Source organism: Micromonospora sp. WMMD956 (genome assembly GCF_029626125.1).
Taxonomy (GTDB): domain Bacteria; phylum Actinomycetota; class Actinomycetes; order Mycobacteriales; family Micromonosporaceae; genus Micromonospora; species Micromonospora carbonacea.
The window spans coordinates 5,471,478-5,490,474 of sequence record NZ_JARUBI010000005.1 but is presented as its reverse complement, the minus strand read 5'-3'; the positions used below and the strand labels follow the sequence as shown (position 1 = coordinate 5,490,474).

Below are 18,997 nucleotides of genomic sequence, written 5' to 3'. Positions count from 1 at the left end.
CGCGTGTCGGCTCCGTCAGCCGGTCGTCGCCGGCTCCCGCCACATCGGGAAGAACGGGGTGCCGTCCGGCAGCCGGAAGACCTCCCGCGGCCGGTAGCCGTGCCGGGCGTACAGGTCCCGGCCCCGCTCGCTGCTCGCCTCCAGATAGCCGGGCACCCCGTTGGCGTCCAGCCAGGCATGGTGGTGGCGCAGCAGCGCCGACCCGATCCCCCGCCCCTGCCGGCCGGGCGCGACCGCGAGGAACGCCAGATGGTGGTGCCGGTCGTGCGGGTGGGTCGCGGCGAACAGGTCGTCGAGGTGGCGGAACCGCTCGACCCACTCGCCGCACGCGGCGGCCAGCCGGGCGTCGTAGTCCGCCGGCGGACCGACGTCGTCGCCGGTCTGCGGGAACCAGACCGCCACCCCCGCCCGGTCGGCTGTGGCGTGCACCTGGCCGTGCGCCATGGCGTGCGAGACCAGGATCTCGAAGTTGTCGGCCAGCACGGGCCGGCGTCGGGCGGCGTCCGGCACGAGCCAGTGGGTCGCCGGGAGCACCAGGAACGCCTCGGCGATCCGCTCGGCCACCAGCCGGGTCTCGGCCGGGCCGAGCCGCTCGACGGGTACGTCGCTCACCTGTGCGCCCCCGCGCCCGCGCGGGCCGGCTCGCCGTCGTAGCCCGGGGCGGCCACCAGGGTGGCGCTCTCCGCGCCCAGCCCGATCCGGGCGTAGACGTCGGGCCGGCTGTTGCGCAGCACCAGCGCCCAGAGCACACCGACCAGCGCGGCCACCGGGTACGCGGCCGGGACGGCCCAGCGCAGCGCGGAGTCGGGGGCGACGCCGAGCAGGATGGCGAAGTTGTCCACCGCCACCGTGATGATGGCGACCAGCGCCACGGCGGCCAGCCCCGGGGCGATCAGCCGCCGCCACAGGTTCTCCTGGGCCCGGGTGCGGGCGAAGTAGGCCATCACCGCGATCGACGTGGTGGCGATCAGCAGCAGCACGCCGAACCCGCCGCCGGAGCCGGCGTAGTAGAAGAGCTGGAGCACCGGGTCCCAGCCGTTGACCGCGTAGAGCACGATCACCAGCAGGCCGAGGACGCTCTGCGCGAGCGAGGCCACCCGGGGCGAGCCGGTGCGCGGCGAGGTCTGCCCGAACGCCGCCGGCAGCACCCGCTCCCGGCCGAGCGCGAACGCGTACCGGGCGGTGGTGTTGTGGAAGGAGATCATCGCGGCCAGCACCGAGGTCATGAACAGCGCCTGGCCGATGGTGACGGCGGTGTCGCCGAGGTGGGCCGCCGCCAGGTTGAAGATCAGCTCGACGCTCTGCTCGCCGGCCTGCCGCGAGATCCGGTCCGGGCCGACGGCGACGGTCATCGCCCACGACGACAGGGCGTAGAGCCCGGCGATGATCGCCACCGACAGGTAGGTGGCCAGCGGGACCGTGCGCTTCGGGTCCCGGCTCTCCTCGCTGAACACCACCGAGGACTCGAACCCGACGAAGCCGGTCATGGCCAGCACCAGCAGCGCGCCGGCCCCCGGGACGAGCAGGCTGTCGGGGGACAGCGCGGCGAGGCTCACCGAGCCGCCGGCCGGGTGGCCGAGCTGCCCGAGGTCGAACACGAGGATCACCGCGATCTCGGCGACCAGCAGCACCGCCAGGACCATGCCGTTGACGTCGACCCGCAGCAGGCCGAGCACGGCGACCAGGGCCCACGCGACCAGGGCCACCACCCACCAGGCCGGCGACGCGCCGAACAGCCGCTCCAGCACCGGCGTCGCCGCCGCGCCGACCGCGCCGTACAGGCCGACCTGGAGCGCGTTGTACGCCAGCAGGGCGACCCACGCCGCGCCGACGCCGGCCGGGCGGCCCAGCCCCCGCGAGACGTACGCGTAGAACGCGCCCGCGTTCTCCACCCGGCGGGCCATCGCCACGTATCCGACGGAGAAGAGGGCGAGCACCGCGCCGACCACCAGGAAGGCCAGCGGCATCCCGGTGACGCCGGTGACGGCGTAGCCGGTGGTGACCACGCCGGCCACCACGGTCAGCGGCGCGGCCGCCGACAGCACGAAGAAGATCACCGACGGGACGCCGAGGCGGCCACGGGCCAGGGCGTCGGAGACGTTGCTCGGTCGTTCGAATGTAGTCGTGGGGGGCATCGACTGCTCCGGTTCGAGGAGGGGGGTGAGGGGCCGGCGGCCGTCAGGGCATGCCGCGCAGCACGGCCGCGCCGACGGCGGCCTCGGTGTGCGCGACCAGCTCCTTCAGGGGCGGGGGCAACGCCGGGATGAGAACACTGAGCCGGTGGTGGGCACGGGGGCCGGCGCTCCACAGCACCTCGCGGGTGAGGCCGGCGGCGGAGACCAGGCCGAGCAGCAGGGCGTCCGGCACGGTCGGGGGCTCCGGCCGGTCGAGCAGGGCCCGCAGCCGGGTGGCCGGCCAGGCCACCGCGTTGAGGTCGATCGGGACGTAGCTGACGGTGGTGCGCAGCAGGCGGCGGTTCTCCTGCCGGCGCAGCACGCCGCTGCGGGCCAGCCGCTCCGCCACCGAGGTCGCCGCGCTCTGGCCGAGGAAGCTCAGCCAGGTGCGCACCGACTGGTGCTGGGACTCGCCGACCAACTGGTCCAGGACGGTGTGGGCCAGGGCGTCGGCGGGCGGGCGGCGGTCGACCACGGTCACGTTCCCGGCGGCGACGGTGAGCTGTCCGAACAGGACCAACTCGCCGAGCAGGGCCGCCGCCAGGCCGATGCCCGCCGCGCTGGGGTGCAGCTTGGGCTTGCCCCGGCTGTCGTTGTGGGCGATCAGATAGAACTCGTCGGCGGTGAGCACACGAGCCTCCCGAAACGGATTGTCCACAACTGATCGACGCCGGGTGAAAGGATGCACGTCAGCGGGTTGCAACGCAACTCCCACTTTCGACAGTTGCACTCCGTGTCCGAACGACCTGGGGATCTTGGCGTGACAGACTCGGAGGGTGACCGCCAGCCCGACCGTCCGCCGCCGTCGTATCGCCCGCGAGCTGCGCCACCTGCGTGAGCGCTCCGGGATGACCCTCGACGTCGCCGCCCGTCAACTCGACATGTCCAAGAGCAACCTCTCCCGCATCGAGAACGCCCAGATCGGCATCAAGCCCCGCGACGTCCGGGCCGCCCTGGCCCTCTACCAGGTCACCGGGGCCGACGCCGAGGCGCTGATCGAGATCGCCCGGGGCGCGCAGCAGCGCGGCTGGTGGCAGAACTACAGCGACGTGCTCCCCGAGTGGTTCGAGTTCTACGTCGGGCTGGAGGCCGAGGCGGCGTCGCTGCGCACGTACGAGGCCGAGGCCGTGCCCGGCCTGCTCCAGACCGAGGCGTACGCCCGCGCGATCTACCGGCTCACCGCCGGGGAGGAGCGCATCGAGCGCAAGGTCGCCGCCCGGCTGCGCCGGCAGGACGTGCTGCACCGGGAGAACCCCGTCGAGCTGTCGGTGGTGCTCAACGAGGCGGTGCTGCTGCGGCCGGTCGGCGAGCCGGCCGCGATGGCCGAGCAGCTGACCCACATCCACCACGTCGCACAACTACCGAACGTCACGGTGCAGGTACTTCCGTTCGCGGCCGGCGGGCACCCGGCGATGACCACCCCGTACGTCATCCTGGGCTTTTCCGACGACGCCGACGCATCCGTGGTTTACCTGGATAACCTCACGATGGGACTGGCTCTGGAGGAAGCCGATCATGTGCGCGGGTATAGCCTGTTGCACGAGAAGCTGTGCCGGATGGCGCTCAGTCCGGCGGATTCGTTGACCCGCCTGGAGGAGGCTTCTCGTAACTTTGCGTGACCGCATCGCGGCGCGCCAGCAGAAGACGAGGTATCGGGGATGACCGCGCTCGACCTGTCCCGGGCGGCCTGGCGGACCAGCAGCCGCAGCAGTGGCAACGGCAACTGCGTCGAGGTGGCCACAGCCGACGGTCGGGTCGCGGTCCGCGACTCCAAGGACCGGGAGGGCCCCGCGCTGGTGTTCGCCCCGGCGGCGTGGGGCGCGTTCGTCGGCGGCCTCGACGCCGTACGCCCCCGCTGACGCCCGGCGGGCCGGTGCGACAGTAGGACGGTGCTCGCCGACGTAACCCTCGACCTGCCGGTCCGACCCGCGCTGCCGGCGCTGCTCGACGCGCTGCGCGCGGCCGGCGGCGCGGTCCTGGTCGCGCCGCCCGGCACCGGGAAGACCACCCTGGCCCCGCTGGCCGTGGCCGGGGCGGTCGCCGGCCGGGTGGTGATCGCCCAGCCGCGCCGGGTGGCCGCCCGCGCGGCGGCGCACCGGATGGCCGCCCTGCTCGGCGAGCGGGTCGGCGACCGGGTCGGTTACGCGGTGCGCGGCGAGCGCCGGGTCAGCGCCGCCACCCGGGTCGAGGTGGTCACCACCGGCCTGCTGGTGCGCCGGCTGCACCGCGACCCGGAGCTGCCCGGCGTCGGCGCGGTGCTGCTCGACGAGTGCCACGAGCGGCAGCTCGACGCCGACCTGGCGCTGGCGTTCACCGCGCAGGCGCGCGAGGCGCTGCGCCCGGACCTGTGGCTGGTCGCCATGTCGGCGACCCCGGACGCGGACCGGTTCGCCGCGCTGCTCGGCGCGGCAGGCGCGCCGGCGGAGGTGGTGCGGGCGGAGGCGGCCCTGCACCCGGTGACCCGGGTCTGGGCCCCGCCGCCCCGCCCGGCCGCCGTGACCGCCTCCGGCCGCGTCGACCCGGCGCTGCTGGACCACGTGGCGGCCACCGTGCGCCGGGCGCTCGCCGAACGCGACGGCGACGTGCTGGTCTTCCTGCCGGGGGTCGGCGAGATCGCCGCCGTGACCGGGCGGCTGGCCGCCCTGCGGGGCACCGTCGACCTGCTGCCGCTGCACGGGCGGCTGCGGGCCGCCGAACAGGACGCCGCGCTGCGCCCCGCCGGCCGGCGGCGGGTGGTGCTGGCCACCGCCGTGGCGGAGAGCAGCCTGACCGTGCCCGGGGTGCGGGTCGTGGTCGACGCCGGGCTGGCCCGGGTGCCCCGGGTGGACCTGTCCCGGGGGCTGGGGGCGCTGGTCACCGTGCCGGTGTCCCGGGCGGCGGCGACGCAGCGGGCCGGGCGGGCCGGGCGGGAGGCGCCCGGACACGTGTACCGCTGCTGGTCGGCGGCGACCCACGACCGGCTCGCCGCCCAGCCCGAGCCGGAGATCGCCACCGCCGACCTCACCGGCTTCGCCCTGGAGCTGGCCGCCTGGGGCGACCCGGACGGCACCGGGCTGGCCCTGCCCGACCCGCCGCCGGCCGCCGCCATGACGGTCGCCCGGGACACCCTGACCACCCTCGGCGCGCTGGACGCGGCCGGCCGGATCACCGACCGGGGGCGCGTCATCGCCGCGGCCGGGGCGCACCCCCGGCTGGCCCGGGCGCTGCTGGACGGCGCGCCCGTGGTCGGCGCGGAACGGGCCGCCGAGGTCGTGGCGCTGCTCGCCGACGACACCGTGGCCGGGCCGGGCGACGACCTGGCCGCCGCGTGGCGGCGGCTGCGGGTCGGCGCGGATCCGGCGGCCACCGCCCGCTGGCGCGCCGAGACCCGCCGGCTGCGCGCCGCCCTGCCCGACGGGGCGACCACCCCGACGCCCCCGCTGCCCGACGAGCTGGCCGCCGGGCTGCTGGTCGGGTTGGCGTACCCGGAGCGGTTGGCCCGCCTCCGGCGGGCCGGCGGGTCGACGTACCTGATGGCCGGCGGGACCGCGGCGGAGCTGGCCCCGGGGTCGGCGCTGGCCGGCACGACGTGGCTGGCCGTCGCGGTGGCCGACCGGACCCCCGGCACGCCGACCGCCCGGGTGCGGCTGGCCGCCGGCCTGGACGAGGCGACGGCGCGGGAGGCCGGCGGGCCGCTGCTGCGCTCCGGGCGGGAGGTCGTCTGGTCCGGCGGGGACGTGGTGGCCCGGGACGTGGTCCGCCTCGGCGCGATCGAGCTGGTCGCCCGGCCGCTGGCCCACCCCGCGCCGGCGCTGGTGGCCGCCGCGCTGCGCGACGGGCTGCGCCGCGACGGCCTGGCGCTGCTGACCTGGTCGCCGGCCGCGCGGGCGCTGCGCGAGCGGATGGCGTTCTGCCGGCAGGCGCTCGGGCCGGACTGGCCGGACGTGACCGACGACGCGCTGCTGGCCGGCGTCGACGACTGGCTGGGCCCCGAGCTGGCGGCCGCCCGCCGCCGCGCCGACCTGGCCCGGGTGGACGTCGTCGCCGCGCTGCGCCGGCTGCTGCCCTGGTCGCTGGCGGCCCGGCTGGACGAGCTGGCCCCCGAGCGGATCGCCGTGCCCAGCGGCTCCCGGGTCCGGGTGGACTACGCCGACCCGGCCGCCCCGGTGCTCGCGGTGAAGCTCCAGGAGACGTTCGGCTGGGCCGACGCGCCCCGGGTCGCCGCCGGCCGGGTGCCGGTGCTGCTGCACCTGCTCTCCCCGGCCGGGCGGCCGGTGGCGGTCACCGCCGACCTCGCGTCGTTCTGGCGCACGGGCTATCCGCAGGTCCGCGCGGAGCTGCGCGGGCGCTACCCCCGCCACCCCTGGCCGGAGGACCCGACGACGGCCGAGCCGACCCGCCGGGCGGCCCCCCGCCGCCGCTGACCCCGGGCTGCCACCCGGGCGGCGGGCGGTCAGTCCTCGGCGACCACGTCGGCGATGACGACGGTGACGTTGTCGGGGCCGCCGGCGCGCAGCGCCAGGTCGATCAGCCGCCGGGCGCACTCGTCCCGGTCCGGGTGCCCGGCCAGCACCTCGGCGAGGGTGTCGAGACGCACCACGTTGGACAGGCCGTCGCTGCACAGCAGCCAGCGGTCGCCGGCCCGGGGCACCATGGTCGCGTACGCCGGGGAGACCTCCCCGCCCTGCAACGCCTGGGTGACCACGGCCCGGCGGGGGTGGCTCGCGGCCTGGTCGGGGGTGATCAGGCCCTGGTCGACGAGCATCTGCACGAAGGTGTCGTCGCGGGTGATCTGCTTGAGCACCCCCTCCCGGTAGAGGTAGGCGCGGGAGTCGCCGACGTGGGCCAGGGCGAGGCAGCTGCCGGTGCGGGCGAAGAGCAGGGCTGTCAGGGTGGTGCCCATGCCCTGCCGCTCGGGGTCCTCGCGCACGGCCTCGGCGATCCGCGCGGTGGCCTGCTCGATGCCGCTCTGTAGGGCGGCGACCAGGGCGTCCTCGGGTGTGGCCAGGTCCAGGGGTCCGACCGCGTCGATCGCGATGCGGCTGGCCAGGTCTCCGGCGGCCATCCCGCCCATGCCGTCGGCGACGGCGACGAGCCAGGTGCCGGAGTGCAGGGCGTCCTGGTTGCCGCTGCGGATCAGCCCGCGGTCGCTCGCCCCGACGGAACGCAGCTTCAGGGTCATGGCACGCAGCCTGCCAGTTGGAGGGCGCAGTTGTCTCTAGGAGATCGCGACGACGCCGCGTGGCGCGGCGAATCTCACGCGGCGGGACGGGTCGACCAATCTTATTCAGCCACCTCAATTGACACGGTCGACACCCGCTGGAAATATCAGGCGGATAGTGGGAGCGCTCCCAGCATCTGCGCAGCCCCGTCCCCCGGAAGGATCCCCCGTGACGCCATCCCGACGACGTCGACGCCACCTCGCGGCACTCGCCGCGGCGACCGCCCTGGCTCTCACCGGCACCACCGCCGGTGTGGCCCACGCCGAGGTCCCCCCGGACGCCCCCGAGCAGCTGAAGAACGGCGACTTCAGCGAGGGCGTCTCCCCCTGGTTCTCCTACGGCACCGGCCCGCTCGGGGTGACCGACGGCCGGCTCTGCGCCACCGTCGACGGCGGACTGGCCAACCCCTGGGACGCCGGCATCGGCCAGGACGCCGTGCCGCTGACCGCCGGCTCCGAGTACGAGCTCTCCTTCGACATCACCGCCACCCCCGGGGCGAACGTCAAGGCCGTGCTCCAGCTCGGGGCGGCCCCCTACACGCAGTACGCCAGCGTGGACGCCGCCGCCACCGGCACCAGCGCCCACTTCGCCAAGACGTTCACCGCGAGCGAGGACAACCCGAGCGCGCAGATCATCTTCCAGGTCGGCGGGGCCGCCGCCGAGCAGACCATCTGCCTCGACAACGTCTCGCTGCGCGGCGGCGAGCCGCCGGTGCCCTACGAGCCGGACACCGGGCCCCGGGTGCGGGTCAACCAGGTCGGCTACCTGCCCGGCGGCCCGAAGAACGCCACCGTGGTCACCGAGGCCACCACCCCGTTCGCCTGGCAGCTGCGCTCCGCCGCCGGCGCGGTGGTCGCCAGCGGGCAGAGCAGGCCGCGCGGGGTCGACGAGGCGTCCGGGCAGAACGTGCAGACCATCGACTTCTCGTCGTACCGCACCCCGGGCACCGGCTACACGCTCGTCGCCGACGGCGAGACCAGCCACCCGTTCGACATCTCCGGCACGCTCTACGACAAGCTGCGCAGCGACGCCCTCCAGTTCTTCTACATCCAGCGCAGCGGCATCGCCATCGACGGCGACCTGGTCGGCGACGAGTACGCCCGCGCCGCCGGCCACATCGGCGTCGCCCCCAACCAGGGCGACACCAGCGTGCCCTGCCAGCCGGGGGTCTGCGACTACTCCCTCGACGTGCGCGGCGGCTGGTACGACGCGGGCGACCACGGCAAGTACGTGGTCAACGGCGGCATCGCCACCTACCAGCTGCTGAACGCCTTCGAGCGGACCAAGACGGCGGCCACCGCCGACGCCGGCGCGGGGCTGGGCGACAGCACCCTGCGCGTGCCCGAGCGCGGCAACGCCGTGCCGGACATCCTCGACGAGGCCCGCTGGGAGCTGGAGTTCCTGCTGCGCATGCAGGTGCCGGCCGGCAAGCCGCTGGCCGGGATGGCCCACCACAAGATCCACGACAAGAACTGGACGGGCCTGCCGCTCGACCCGGCCGCCGACCCGCAGCCGCGCGAGCTGCACCCGCCGTCCACGGCCGCCACGCTCAACCTGGCCGCCGTCGCCGCCCAGTGCGCCCGCCTGTTCGCCCCGTACGACGCGGCGTTCGCCACCCGCTGCGGCACCGCCGCGAAGACCGCGTACGCGGCCGCCAAGGCGCACCCAGCGATCTACGCCAGCCCCACCGACGGCACCGGCGGCGGGGCGTACGACGACACCGACGTCAGCGACGAGTTCTACTGGGCCGCCGCCGAGCTGTTCCTGACCACCGGCGAGGCCGCGTACCTGACCGACCTGACCGCGTCGAAGCACCACACCGGCGCGGTCTTCGGCGACCAGGGCTTCGGCTGGCAGGGCGTCGCCGCGCTGGGCCGCCTCGACCTGGCCACCGTCCCCAGCGGCCTGCCGGCCGCCGAGCGCACCCGGGTCCGCGCCTCGGTGACCGCCGCCGCCGACCGCTACCTGGAGATCGCCGCCGGCCAGGCGTACGGTCTGCCGATGCCCGGCGACGCCAACAGCTACTTCTGGGGCGCCAACGGCAACATCACCAACAACGCGGTCGTGCTCGGCACCGCCTTCGACCTGACCCGCGACGCGAAGTACCGCGACGGGGCCGTGCAGGCGGCGGACTACCTGCTGGGCCGCAACGCGCTCAACATCTCGTACGTCACCGGGTGGGGCGAGCACACCGCGCGCAACCAGCACAGCCGGATGTACGCCAACCAGTTCGACCCGACCTCGCCCAACCCGCCCGCCGGCTCCCTCGCCGGTGGCGCGAACGCCGGCCTCCAGGACCCGTTCTCGTCGAACCTGCTCGCCGGCTGCAAGCCGATGTTCTGCTACGTCGACGACATCAACTCGTACTCGACGAACGAGATCGCGATCAACTGGAACTCGGCGCTGAGCTGGCTGGCCTCGTTCCTCGCCGACCAGGACGACGCGGCGGCCGTGCCGACGTCCACCTGCTCGGTGTCGTACGACAACTACGGCACCTGGCACGGCGGCACCGGGTTCACCGCCCAGGTGACCATCCGCAACACCGGCACCGCCGTCGTCAACGGCTGGACCGCGAAGTTCGCCTTCACCGGCGACCAGAAGGTGCGGGAGGCGTGGATGGCGAAGGTGACCCAGTCCGGGGCCACGGTGACGGCGAAGAACGAGTCGTACAACGCCCGGATCGACCCGGGCGGCGCGACGACCTTCGGCTTCAACGCCACCACGGGCGGCGGCGCGAACCCCGCGCCGGGCCTGGTCACGGTCAACGGCGCGCCCTGCACCCTGTCCTGACCCGACCTGCCGGAAAAGGGTGGCCTCCCGTTCTGGGGGGCCACCCTTTCGGCGTCCCTACCGGCGGCGATGCCCTCGGATCAGGGGGCCTCGTGCGCCCCGGCGGTGAGCCCGCCCGGGGCGGCCTCGCCGCCGACCCAGACGTACGTCTTCCCGGTCACCGTCGCGGCGGCGAGGCCGCCGGCGAAGAGCTGGTTGACCCGGGACGCCTCGGCGGCGCTGGGGGTCGCGTTGGTGCAGGACACCGGCGCGCTGCTGCCGGACATCAGGTCGGAGCAGAGGCCGGTGCGCTTGTCGGGCAGGCCGAGGATGTGGCCGATCTCGTGGGTGGCGATGCGGGTGCGGTGGTAGCCCTCGTTGACCGCCTCCCAGCCCATCCACACCCGGCCGTTGCCCAGCGAGGTGGTCTGCGCCCGGGGCCAGCCGTTGTCGACGTAGATGGTGATGTTGCCGGGGGTGGCGGGCAGCAGCCGGACGGTGCTGACGTTGCTGTTCCAGATCTGGGCGGCCTGGTCGAAGTTGGTGCGGAACTCGCCGGCCCGGCTCGCGTCGTAGTAGACGGTGCGGACGGCGGACGCGCTGGTGCCGGTGGCGGCCAGCACCCCGGCGGCGGCCAGGACGGTCGCGGCCAGGGCGCCGGCCGTACGCAGCAGGTGTCGTCGGATCACGCGCACTCCTCGGAGTTCCGGCGGCAGCGCCGCCACTCATCGATGTGCGCCGATCTTAGGTCGATCCGCCGCCGGTCGCCCGCATAGCGGTTGCGTCATACGAGCCGCGTCGACCGGGCCCCGCGCGCCCGTCGGGGCGACGGCTCAGCCGATCTCCTCGTCGACGAAGCACCAGCGCCACGCCTCCCCCGGCTGGATGGAGCGCATCACCGGGTGCCCGCTTTCCGCGAAGTGCTTCGTCGCGTGCTGGTACGGCGACGAGTCGCAGCAGCCCACGTGCCCACAGGCCAGGCAGGACCGCAGGTGCACCCAGTCGTCGTTGCCGACGGCCACGCAGTCCGGGCACTCCGTCGTGACGCGCGGCTCGGCCGTGCCCGCCTCCGTCAGGTGCTCGCAGCTCATGACTCCTCCTCCCGCCGCAGCAGCGACTCCTCCAGGTCCAGGTCGCGGTACGCCCGCACCAGCACCTCCTCCGGTATCCGGCCGGAGTCGCGGGCGGCCCGGAACACCTCGCGCTCCGCGTCGATCATCTCCTGCCGCAGCCGACCGTACGCCTGCGACGGGGTTTCCCGCTCGGTGCCGCCCAGCCGTTCCCACGCCACGTTGGTGCGCTCCTGCGACACCCGGCGCAGCCGCTCCACGACCGCCGTCGGCGCCGACTCGGCCAACTCGTCGAGCCGCTCCCGGGCGGCCCGGCTGGCCTGCTGCTGGACGCCCGCCGCCGAGAGCGCGTCCTGCACCGGGTCGTCCGGCGGCAGCTTCAGCCGGCGCGCCACCGCCGGCAGCGTCGCGCCCTGCCCGACCAGCGTCGCCACGATCACCGCGAAGGCCAGCCAGATGAACAGCTGCCGGGGATAGGGGCGGTCCTGCGCGAGGGTGAGCGGCAGGGCCAGCGCGGCGGCCAGGGTGACCACGCCGCGCATCCCGGCCCAGCCGATGACCACCGGGAACTTCGCCAACGGGGCCGGGTCCCGCTGCCGCACCCGGGGCACCAGGCGGGCCAGGTAGGTGGCCGGGAAGAGCCAGGCGAACCGGGTCAGGAAGACGGTGACCAGCACCGCGCCGGTGATCGCCGCGAGGAAGCCCAGCGGCTCGTCCAGATCCTGCACCACCTCGCGCAACTGGAGGCCGACCAGCAGGAAGACCAGCCCCTCCAGCAGGAACCGGACCAGCCGCCAGAACGCGCCGATCTGCAACCGGGAGGCCGCCGACATCAGCAGCGGCATCTTGTGCCCGATCCCGAGGCCGGTCACCACCACGGCGACCACCCCGGAGGCGTGGATCTCCTCGGCGGCGAAGACCACCGCGAACGGCACGATCAGCGACACCGCGTTGTCCAGCAGCGGGTCGGTGATCCGCTTGTGCAGGAACCCGAAGACCACCACCCCGAGCAGGCCCATCACGACGCCGCCGCCGGTGGCTACGAGGACCTCCCACGCCACGTCGCCGACCCCGACCGAGGTGCCGATCGTCGCCATCGTGGCCACCCGCAGCAGCACCAGCGCGGTGGCGTCGTTGATCAGGCTCTCGCCCTCCAGGATCGTCACCACCCGGCGGGGCAGGCCGATCCGGCGGGCCACGGCGGTGGCCGCGACCGCGTCCGGCGGGGCGACCACCGCGCCGAGGGCCAGGCAGACGGCGAACGGCACCGCCGGCAGCAGCAGGTGCACCACGAGGCCCACCGCGAACGCCGTGAAGATCACCAGCCCGACGGCGAGCAGCAGGATCGGCCGCAGGTTGAGCCGGAACGCCGGCACCGACGTCTCCAGCGCCGCCACGTAGAGCAGCGGCGGCAGGATGCCCACCAGCACCAGGTCCGGGTCCAGCCGGACCTGCGGGAAGCCGGGCACGAAGGACAACGCGAGGCCGACCACCACGAGCAGGATCGGCGCGAGCAGCCCGAGCTTGCGGGCCAGCGCCGCGCCGAGCGTCGCGATGGCGAGGAAGACGACGACCTCGAACAGGGGCTCCATGGGGTACGAGCCTAGGGCCCCACCCGGCCGGAGCGGATCACGCGGCCCGCAGTTTCGGCAGCACCTCCGCGCCGAACGTGTCGATGAACGCCCGCTGCTGCTGGCCGACGTGGTGCAGGGCGATCTGGTCGAAGCCCAGCCCCACGTACTCCTCGAGCCAGCCGACGTGCCGGCCGAGGTCGGCCGAGACGTTGACGGCCGCGGCGACCTTCGCCATCGGCACGTCGGCGGAGACGACGTCGAAGTGCTCGGCGGTCTCCAGGTCCCAGCAGACCGGCGGCGCGAAGACGTTGCTGCGCCACTGGTCGTACGCGATCGCCTCGGCCTCGGCCTGCTCGGGCGCCCAGCTCACGTGCACCTGGAGGTGCAGCGGGCCGCGGCCCCCGGCGTCGCGGTAGGCGTCGATCATCTCGCGCAGGTGGGCGGTGGGGGCGTTGACGGTGATCAGCCCGTCGGCCCACTGCGCGCACCAGCGGGCGGTGGCCACGCTGACGGCCGCGCCGATCAGGGCCGGCGGTTGCTCGGGGCGGGTCCACAGCTTCGCCCGGTCGACCGTGACGAGGCCGTCGTGGCTGACCTCCTCGCCGGCCAGCAGCGCCCGGATCACGTCGACGCACTCGCGCAGCCGCGCGGCGCGCACGTCCTTGCGGGGCCACGGGTCGCCGGTGATGTGCTCGTTGCTGGCCTCGCCGGTGCCCAGCGCCGCCCAGAACCGGCCCGGGTACATCGCGCCGAGGGTGCCGATGGCCTGGGCGACGATCGCCGGGTGGTAGCGCTGGCCCGGCGCGTTGACCACGCCGAAGGGCAGGTCGGTGGCCTGGAGCGCCGCGCCCAGCCAGGACCACGCGAACCCGGACTCGCCCTGCCGGGCGCTCCACGGGGAGAAGTGGTCCGAGGACATGGCGGCGTCGAAGCCGGCCCGTTCGGCGTGGATCACCGCCTCCAGCAGCCTGGCCGGGTGGATCTGCTCGTGGGACGCGTGGAAGCCGAACACCGTCATGGGCGCACCTCCTACCCAGCCGGCCGCCCGTCTACTCGGCGTGTGCCCCCGCGCCGGCCGTCGCCTCGCCCCGGCCCACCCAGACGGTCTTGGTGTTGCAGAACTCGCGCATGCCCAACGCGGACAGCTCGCGGCCGTAGCCGGAGTTCTTCACGCCGCCGAAGGGCAGCTCGGGGAAGGAGGTCGTCATCCCGTTGACGAAGACGTTGCCGGCGTCCAGGTCGGTGGCGAAGCGCTCCTGCTCCTGCGGGTCGGTGGTCCAGGCGTTCGCGCCGAGGCCGAAGGCGGTCCCGTTGGCCACCTCGACCGCCTCGGCGTACGACGACACCCGGAACAGCCCCGCGACCGGCCCGAACACCTCCTCGGACCAGATCCGCATCTCCGGCCGCAGGTCGGTGACCACCGTCGGTGGGTAGAACCAGCCCGGCCCGGTCGGCTTCTCCCCGCCGCAGAGCACCGTGGCGCCCCGCTCGACGGCGTCGCGGACCTGGGCGTCGATCTCGTCGCGGCCGCGTTCGCTGGCCAGCGGGCCGACGTCGGTGGCGGGGTCCATCGGGTCGCCGACCCGCAGCGCGGCCATGTTCGCCGCGAACCGCCGCGCGAACGCGTCGAAGACGTCGGTGTGCACGATGAACCGCTTGGCGGCGATGCAGGACTGCCCGTTGTTCTGGCAACGGGCGGTGGTGGCGACCTCGGCCGCCCGGTCCAGGTCGGCCGACGGCATCACCACGAACGGGTCGCTGCCGCCCAGCTCCAGCACCGTCTTCTTCAGCTCCCGGCCGGCGGTCTGGGCGATGGACCGGCCGGCGCCCTCGCTGCCGGTGAGGGTCGCGGCGCGCACCCGGGGGTCGCTCAGGATCCGGTCGACGGCGTCCGAGCCGACGAGCAGGGTGGTGAAGCAGCCCGGCGCGAAGCCGGCACGGTGGAACAGGTCCTCCAGGTACAGGGCGGTCTGCGGCACGTTCGAGGCGTGCTTGAGCAGGCCGGTGTTGCCGGCCATCAGGGCCGGCGCGGCGAACCGCATGACCTGCCAGAGCGGGAAGTTCCACGGCATCACCGCCAGCACCGGCCCGATCGGCTGGTAGCGCACGAAGGCGCGGGCGGCCTTGACGGCGCGGGCGTCGGCGGGCTCGTCGGCGAGCATCCGCTCGGCGTGGGCGGCGTAGAACCGGCACGCCGCGGCGCACTTGGTGACCTCGGCCTGCGCGGCGGCGTACGTCTTGCCCATCTCCGTGGTCATCAGCCGGGCGGTCTCGTCGCGCTCGGCGTCGAGCAGGTCGGCGGCGGCGGTCAGCCACCGGCCCCGCTGGGCGACGGTGGTCCGGCGCAGGTCGGCGAAGGCCCGGTCGGCCTGCGCGATGGCGGCGTCGACCTGCGCGTCCGACATCGGGTCGTACGACTTGAGCACCTGTCCGGTGGCGGGGTTGGTGGTGGCGATGGACATCTCGTACTCCTGTCACTCGAACAGCGAGTGCCGCGCGCCCGGGGACTCCCGGCGGCGCGCGGCACGGCGGCGCTGGATGACGACCAGGTCGACCGCGGCGACGACGGCGAAGACGACGCAGACGACGCCGAGCCACACCACGCCGGCCCACACCGCCAGCACGGCGAAGATCACCATGGTCACGAGCCCGAAGCCGGCGAGCACGAGGCGGAGGTTCAACGCGCTGTACGCGTGGCCGACGGTGCCGCGGGCGCGGCGGGGCTGCGATCTCGTCATCCCTGCGGGCTACCCCCGATCGGCCCGGTTAACCGGGCATCGGGTCACCGCCGCGCCAACTACCACACCCGGGGACGCCCGGGCGTCGAGTGCCGGAAAGCCGACAGCAGGCGACCGCCCGCGCCGGTGGCGCACGTAGGGTTGGCTGGCTGTCGCACTCCGCCGCGCGGCGGGAAAGCGGGACTGGGGAAGCGGGACTGGGGAAGATGCCTCGACGCTGGGTCGCCGCCGTCGCCTGCCTGTTGGCCCTGGTCGCGCTCGCCTGCGAGGGCGGCGGCGAGGCCGGCCCCCGTCCTTCGGGCGGGTCACCGGCCCCGGGCACGCCGGCCGTGATGGCCGCCCTCGGCGACTCGATCAGCACCGGCTTCGGCTCCTGCCTGATGCTCAGCTCGTGCGAGCGCAACTCCTGGTCCACCGGGGACGGGCTGCGGGTGGACAGCCACTACCAGCGGCTGCTCGACCGCAACTCCAAGCTGCGCGGCGCGGCGCACAACCACGCGAAGCCGGGCGCGCGGGCGGCGGCGCTGGCCGGGCAGGCCGAGGCGGCCGTCCGCGACCGCGCCGACTACGTGACGGTGCTGATCGGCGCGAACGACGCGTGCCGCGACGACGTCGCCGCGATGACCCCGGCGGCGACGTTCCGCAAGCAGGTGGACGAGGGCCTGCGGGTGCTGCGCACCGGCCGCCCCAAGGCCCGGGTGCTGGTGGTCAGCGTCCCCGACCTCTACCGGCTCTGGGAGGTCGGGCACACCGACTCCCGGGCGGTGCGGGCGTGGGGACACGGGGTGTGCCCCGCGCTGCTGGCGGACGCCACCTCGACCGCGCCCGCCGACGCGGCACGCCGGGCGAAGGTGCGGGACCGCATCGACGCGTACAACGCCCAGCTCAAGTCGGCCTGCCGGGCCTACGGCTCGCGGTGCCGCTACGACGGCGGGGCGGTGCACCGCGTCCGGTTCACCCTCGACCTGGTCAACGCGCTGGACTGGTTCCACCCCAACGTCGCCGGCCAGGACCGGCTGGCCGACGCGACCTGGGGCGCCGCCGGCTTCGACTGACCGGGCCGAGCCGGGCCCGCCGGCTTCGACTGACGGGGCCGCGCCGCCGGCCCCGACCGAGCAGGCCGGGCCGGGCGGCCCCGACCGCGTCGGCTCGGGCCGGCGGGGCTCGTCAGCGGGGCCGGGGGACTCCCCCGCCGGGGCCCATGCTGCGGTAGAGCTGCCGGGACCGCTCGGCCAGGTCCTTCGTCGCCGACGAGTTCGCCCAGGTGCCGAGAATGATCGCGGCCCCCGGGATCACCTTGGCGAAGATCCGCTTCGCCGCGCGGACCCCGGCCATCTGGGCCAGCCGGACGCCCAGCCGCAGCATCACCTTGCCGAGCGCGGCCTGCCCGCCCGAGCCGAAGAGGGCCCCGGCGCGCTCCCGCCCGGCGGCCACCCCCAGCGCCAGGCGGGCGGTCTCGGCGACCTTGTGCACCTTCTGCAACACCAGCAGGTCGGTGGCCCGGTCCGGGTGCGTCGGGTCGACCCCGTGCGCCGCCGCGATGTGCAGGACCATCCGCGCCTGCGTCCAGGCCAGCACCCCGACGTCGATCACCGCGCCGGGGAGCCCGGCCGCGCCGGAGACCGCCCCGGAGAGCCGGGCCCGGTTGACGAACCGGCGGACCGCCTGCTCGGCAAGTTCCTCCGTCGGTGCGCCGGGACGCTCCGCCCGCGCGCGGGCGGCCCACCGCGCCGCCTCGGGACCGAGGCGGCGCACCGCCTCCAGGGCCAGGTGTTCCGGCGCGTACTGCGGGTCCTCCCGCATGCGGTCCCAGAGCCGGGCCGGCGGCCCCTCCGGCGCGTCCTCGGCGGCGACCGCCGGGACCGGCAGCCCCGGCGCCTCCGCCGGCAACGCTGATGCCGCCTCCGGTGGCACCGGTGCCGGGACCGGCATGGGGACGGTGGGTTGGCCGTCGACGGGGGCGGAATCGGTCACGGAGGCTCCCGGGGTCGGAGACGGGCGGTGCGGAGGCGTCGGCGCGGTCAGCGCCGGCTGGACAGGCGGGAGGCGAGCTGCTTCAGCTTGCGCTGCGTCTCCGGCTTGGCCAGCTCACGGCGGCCCCGGTCGACGAGCTGCTGTCCCTGCGGCGACCGGAGGAACCGGGTGAGCCGCTGCACCAGTGCTGACATGTCGTCCTCCTGTCGGTCGTCCTCCTCCATGTGTACCCTGCCCCGGCAAGCGCGAATCGTCCACAGTGGCCGGTTTGGGGTCGGCGGGGCGGTTCCGCCCCGCCGGCACGGGCCGCCTGCGGGAGGGCTGCGGGGTCACATTCCGGCGGCCAGGAAGGCGTCCACCACCTCCGCGGCCCGCCACTCGTGCTGCGCGTAGAGGTCCGGGTACGCGGAGATCTGCACGGACTGGGCCGCGACCGTCAGCGGCAGGTCCTCCCAGCCGGGGATCTCGGCGAGGGCGGCGAGGAACTGCCGGGTGGCGAACGCGGGGTCCATGAGCTGCCCCACCTCGCCCCAGCCGCTGCTGGCGCGCTGCTGGAACAGCCCGACGGAGTCGTGGTCCCAGCCGATGCCCTCGTGCGGATACTCCTGTGACTCGGGCAGCACCCCGCTGGCGACGTTGTAGAGGTTGCTCTCCTGCATCGCGGTGGCCACCGCGATGACCAGCCCGCGCCGCGGAAAGCCCAGCTCCCGGCCGGTGCGCACGATCACCTTCGCGTTCGCCATCTGCGCCCTGGTCAGGCCGGCCACCGGCGCGGGGTCGGCGGGCCGCTTCGGCGCGGCCCGTTTCCGCGCCGCCGACGGCGAGACGCTGGCCGACGGCGAGGCAGTGGCCGACGGGGAGGGGCCGGCCGGCGACGAGGTCGTGGGCGTCGGGCTGCCGGGGGCCGCCGACGGGGCGAGCGCCGGGCCGGCCGCGCGGTCCAGCGACCGGGAGGCGGCCTCGGCGGCGGCGCGCCGGGCGAGCTCCGCGTCCGCGGCGAGGGGCGCGCCCCGCCCGGCGTCCGCCGGCTCGTCCCGGGCCTGGGCGAGGGCGGCGACGCCCAGGCAGCAGACCACTCCGGCGGCAACGGCCACCGCTGCCCGGCGGCCCCGGCGGGGCGGCCCGACGCGGTCGGGACCGCCGGCCGCCGGTCGGTCCGCCGAACCGTTCGGGTTCGGGAGGTTACGCAGCCACCCGGAGCGGGTACGGGTGAGGTCAGCGAGGGAAGTGAGGGAAGGCCGGAGGCGCCCGGGGCGCGCGTCGCCGGCACTGGTGGTGGGTGGCCGTTCGGATGAGGGGGAAACGTCCGAACGGCCCACCGCCGCGTCCGGGCCACGCTGGTCGTCGAGGATGCCGTCGTCACGCATTCGACGAGGCTAGGCAGGTCATTCCGGGATAACCCAGGCCCCTGGAGTGGCCCTCGCCACACCTACGGGTCCGCGATGCGGACACCCGGGCGACCGGCGTCACGGCCCGGCGCGGACCGGACGGGCCGGA

17 protein-coding genes and 1 pseudogene are annotated in these 18,997 nt (G+C 75.1%); 5 read left to right on the top strand and 13 right to left on the bottom strand.

What is annotated here, in order from left to right; genetic code table 11:
• Positions 1-15: 15 nt before the first annotated feature.
• The 3 genes from O7628_RS24030 to O7628_RS24020 are packed head-to-tail and all read right to left on the bottom strand — an operon-like array spanning position 16 to position 2,805.
• Positions 16-612 carry a GNAT family N-acetyltransferase gene (locus tag O7628_RS24030; protein ID WP_278133866.1) on the bottom strand — a complete coding sequence of 199 codons (597 nt, stop codon included), beginning with the start codon at positions 610-612 and terminating at the stop codon, positions 16-18.
• Positions 609-2,135 carry an APC family permease gene (locus O7628_RS24025; protein WP_278133864.1) on the bottom strand — a complete coding sequence of 509 codons (1,527 nt, stop codon included), beginning with the start codon at positions 2,133-2,135 and terminating at the stop codon, positions 609-611. Before O7628_RS24025 ends, O7628_RS24030 begins: the two co-directional genes overlap by 4 nt.
• A 43-nt stretch (positions 2,136-2,178) precedes the next feature.
• Positions 2,179-2,805, bottom strand: coding sequence for a GPP34 family phosphoprotein (locus tag O7628_RS24020; RefSeq protein WP_256095641.1), 627 nt, complete (start codon positions 2,803-2,805; stop codon positions 2,179-2,181).
• Between the two features lie 145 nt (positions 2,806-2,950).
• Between O7628_RS24020 and O7628_RS24015 the strand changes: the two genes are divergently transcribed.
• The 3 genes from O7628_RS24015 to hrpB are packed head-to-tail and all read left to right on the top strand — an operon-like array spanning position 2,951 to position 6,577.
• Entirely contained in the window at positions 2,951-3,793 is an 843-nt protein-coding gene (locus O7628_RS24015) for a helix-turn-helix transcriptional regulator (RefSeq protein WP_074475912.1), read from the top strand.
• Between the two features lie 39 nt (positions 3,794-3,832).
• Positions 3,833-4,033, top strand: a complete 201-nt coding sequence (locus tag O7628_RS24010; protein WP_278133861.1) for a DUF397 domain-containing protein — start codon at positions 3,833-3,835, stop codon at positions 4,031-4,033.
• 30 nt (positions 4,034-4,063) lie between these two features.
• Complete coding sequence (gene hrpB / locus O7628_RS24005; protein WP_278133860.1) at positions 4,064-6,577, top strand: ATP-dependent helicase HrpB; 2,514 nt, start codon at positions 4,064-4,066, stop codon at positions 6,575-6,577.
• 29 nt (positions 6,578-6,606) lie between these two features.
• Here hrpB and O7628_RS24000 read toward each other — a convergent pair whose 3' ends face one another.
• The gene (locus tag O7628_RS24000) at positions 6,607-7,335 is read right to left on the bottom strand and encodes a protein phosphatase 2C domain-containing protein (RefSeq protein WP_074475909.1); all 729 of its coding nucleotides are present in this window, start codon (positions 7,333-7,335) and stop codon (positions 6,607-6,609) included.
• Between the two features lie 208 nt (positions 7,336-7,543).
• Here O7628_RS24000 and O7628_RS23995 point away from each other — a divergent pair, with 208 nt between their 5' ends.
• The gene (locus tag O7628_RS23995) at positions 7,544-10,165 is read left to right on the top strand and encodes a glycoside hydrolase family 9 protein (protein ID WP_278133858.1); all 2,622 of its coding nucleotides are present in this window, start codon (positions 7,544-7,546) and stop codon (positions 10,163-10,165) included.
• Positions 10,166-10,344: 179 nt separating this feature from the next.
• Here O7628_RS23995 and O7628_RS23990 read toward each other — a convergent pair.
• From O7628_RS23990 to O7628_RS23965, 6 genes and pseudogenes are all read right to left on the bottom strand, one after another.
• A pseudogene (locus O7628_RS23990) lies at positions 10,345-10,833 on the bottom strand (snapalysin family zinc-dependent metalloprotease); the annotation flags it as partial.
• A gap of 144 nt (positions 10,834-10,977) precedes the next feature.
• Complete coding sequence (locus O7628_RS23985; RefSeq protein ID WP_278133854.1) at positions 10,978-11,235, bottom strand: UBP-type zinc finger domain-containing protein; 258 nt, start codon at positions 11,233-11,235, stop codon at positions 10,978-10,980.
• Positions 11,232-12,806 (bottom strand): Na+/H+ antiporter, encoded by a 1,575-nt coding sequence (locus O7628_RS23980; RefSeq protein ID WP_278133852.1) that lies wholly within the window; start codon positions 12,804-12,806, stop codon positions 11,232-11,234. The genes O7628_RS23985 and O7628_RS23980 overlap by 4 nt, the downstream gene beginning before the upstream one ends.
• A gap of 37 nt (positions 12,807-12,843) precedes the next feature.
• The gene (locus O7628_RS23975; protein ID WP_278133850.1) at positions 12,844-13,806 is read right to left on the bottom strand and encodes a TIGR03885 family FMN-dependent LLM class oxidoreductase; all 963 of its coding nucleotides are present in this window, start codon (positions 13,804-13,806) and stop codon (positions 12,844-12,846) included.
• Positions 13,807-13,837: 31 nt separating this feature from the next.
• On the bottom strand, positions 13,838-15,250 hold the full coding sequence (locus tag O7628_RS23970) for an NADP-dependent succinic semialdehyde dehydrogenase (RefSeq protein WP_278133848.1): 1,413 nt from the start codon (positions 15,248-15,250) through the stop codon (positions 13,838-13,840).
• A 12-nt stretch (positions 15,251-15,262) separates the two neighbouring features.
• The gene (locus tag O7628_RS23965; RefSeq protein ID WP_074475900.1) at positions 15,263-15,526 is read right to left on the bottom strand and encodes a DUF6343 family protein; all 264 of its coding nucleotides are present in this window, start codon (positions 15,524-15,526) and stop codon (positions 15,263-15,265) included.
• 206 nt (positions 15,527-15,732) lie between these two features.
• Here O7628_RS23965 and O7628_RS23960 point away from each other — a divergent pair, with 206 nt between their 5' ends.
• Entirely contained in the window at positions 15,733-16,581 is an 849-nt protein-coding gene (locus O7628_RS23960; RefSeq protein ID WP_278133846.1) for a GDSL-type esterase/lipase family protein, read from the top strand.
• 112 nt (positions 16,582-16,693) lie between these two features.
• Here O7628_RS23960 and O7628_RS23955 read toward each other — a convergent pair whose 3' ends face one another.
• The 3 genes from O7628_RS23955 to O7628_RS23945 all read right to left on the bottom strand — a co-directional run bounded on the left by O7628_RS23955 (position 16,694) and on the right by O7628_RS23945 (position 18,594).
• Entirely contained in the window at positions 16,694-17,500 is an 807-nt protein-coding gene (locus tag O7628_RS23955) for an EcsC family protein (protein WP_246384548.1), read from the bottom strand.
• Positions 17,501-17,547: 47 nt separating this feature from the next.
• On the bottom strand, positions 17,548-17,694 hold the full coding sequence (locus tag O7628_RS23950; RefSeq protein ID WP_176734219.1) for a hypothetical protein: 147 nt from the start codon (positions 17,692-17,694) through the stop codon (positions 17,548-17,550).
• Positions 17,695-17,829: 135 nt separating this feature from the next.
• The gene (locus O7628_RS23945) at positions 17,830-18,594 is read right to left on the bottom strand and encodes a peptidase M23 (RefSeq protein ID WP_278133844.1); all 765 of its coding nucleotides are present in this window, start codon (positions 18,592-18,594) and stop codon (positions 17,830-17,832) included.
• Positions 18,595-18,997 lie beyond the last annotated feature (403 nt).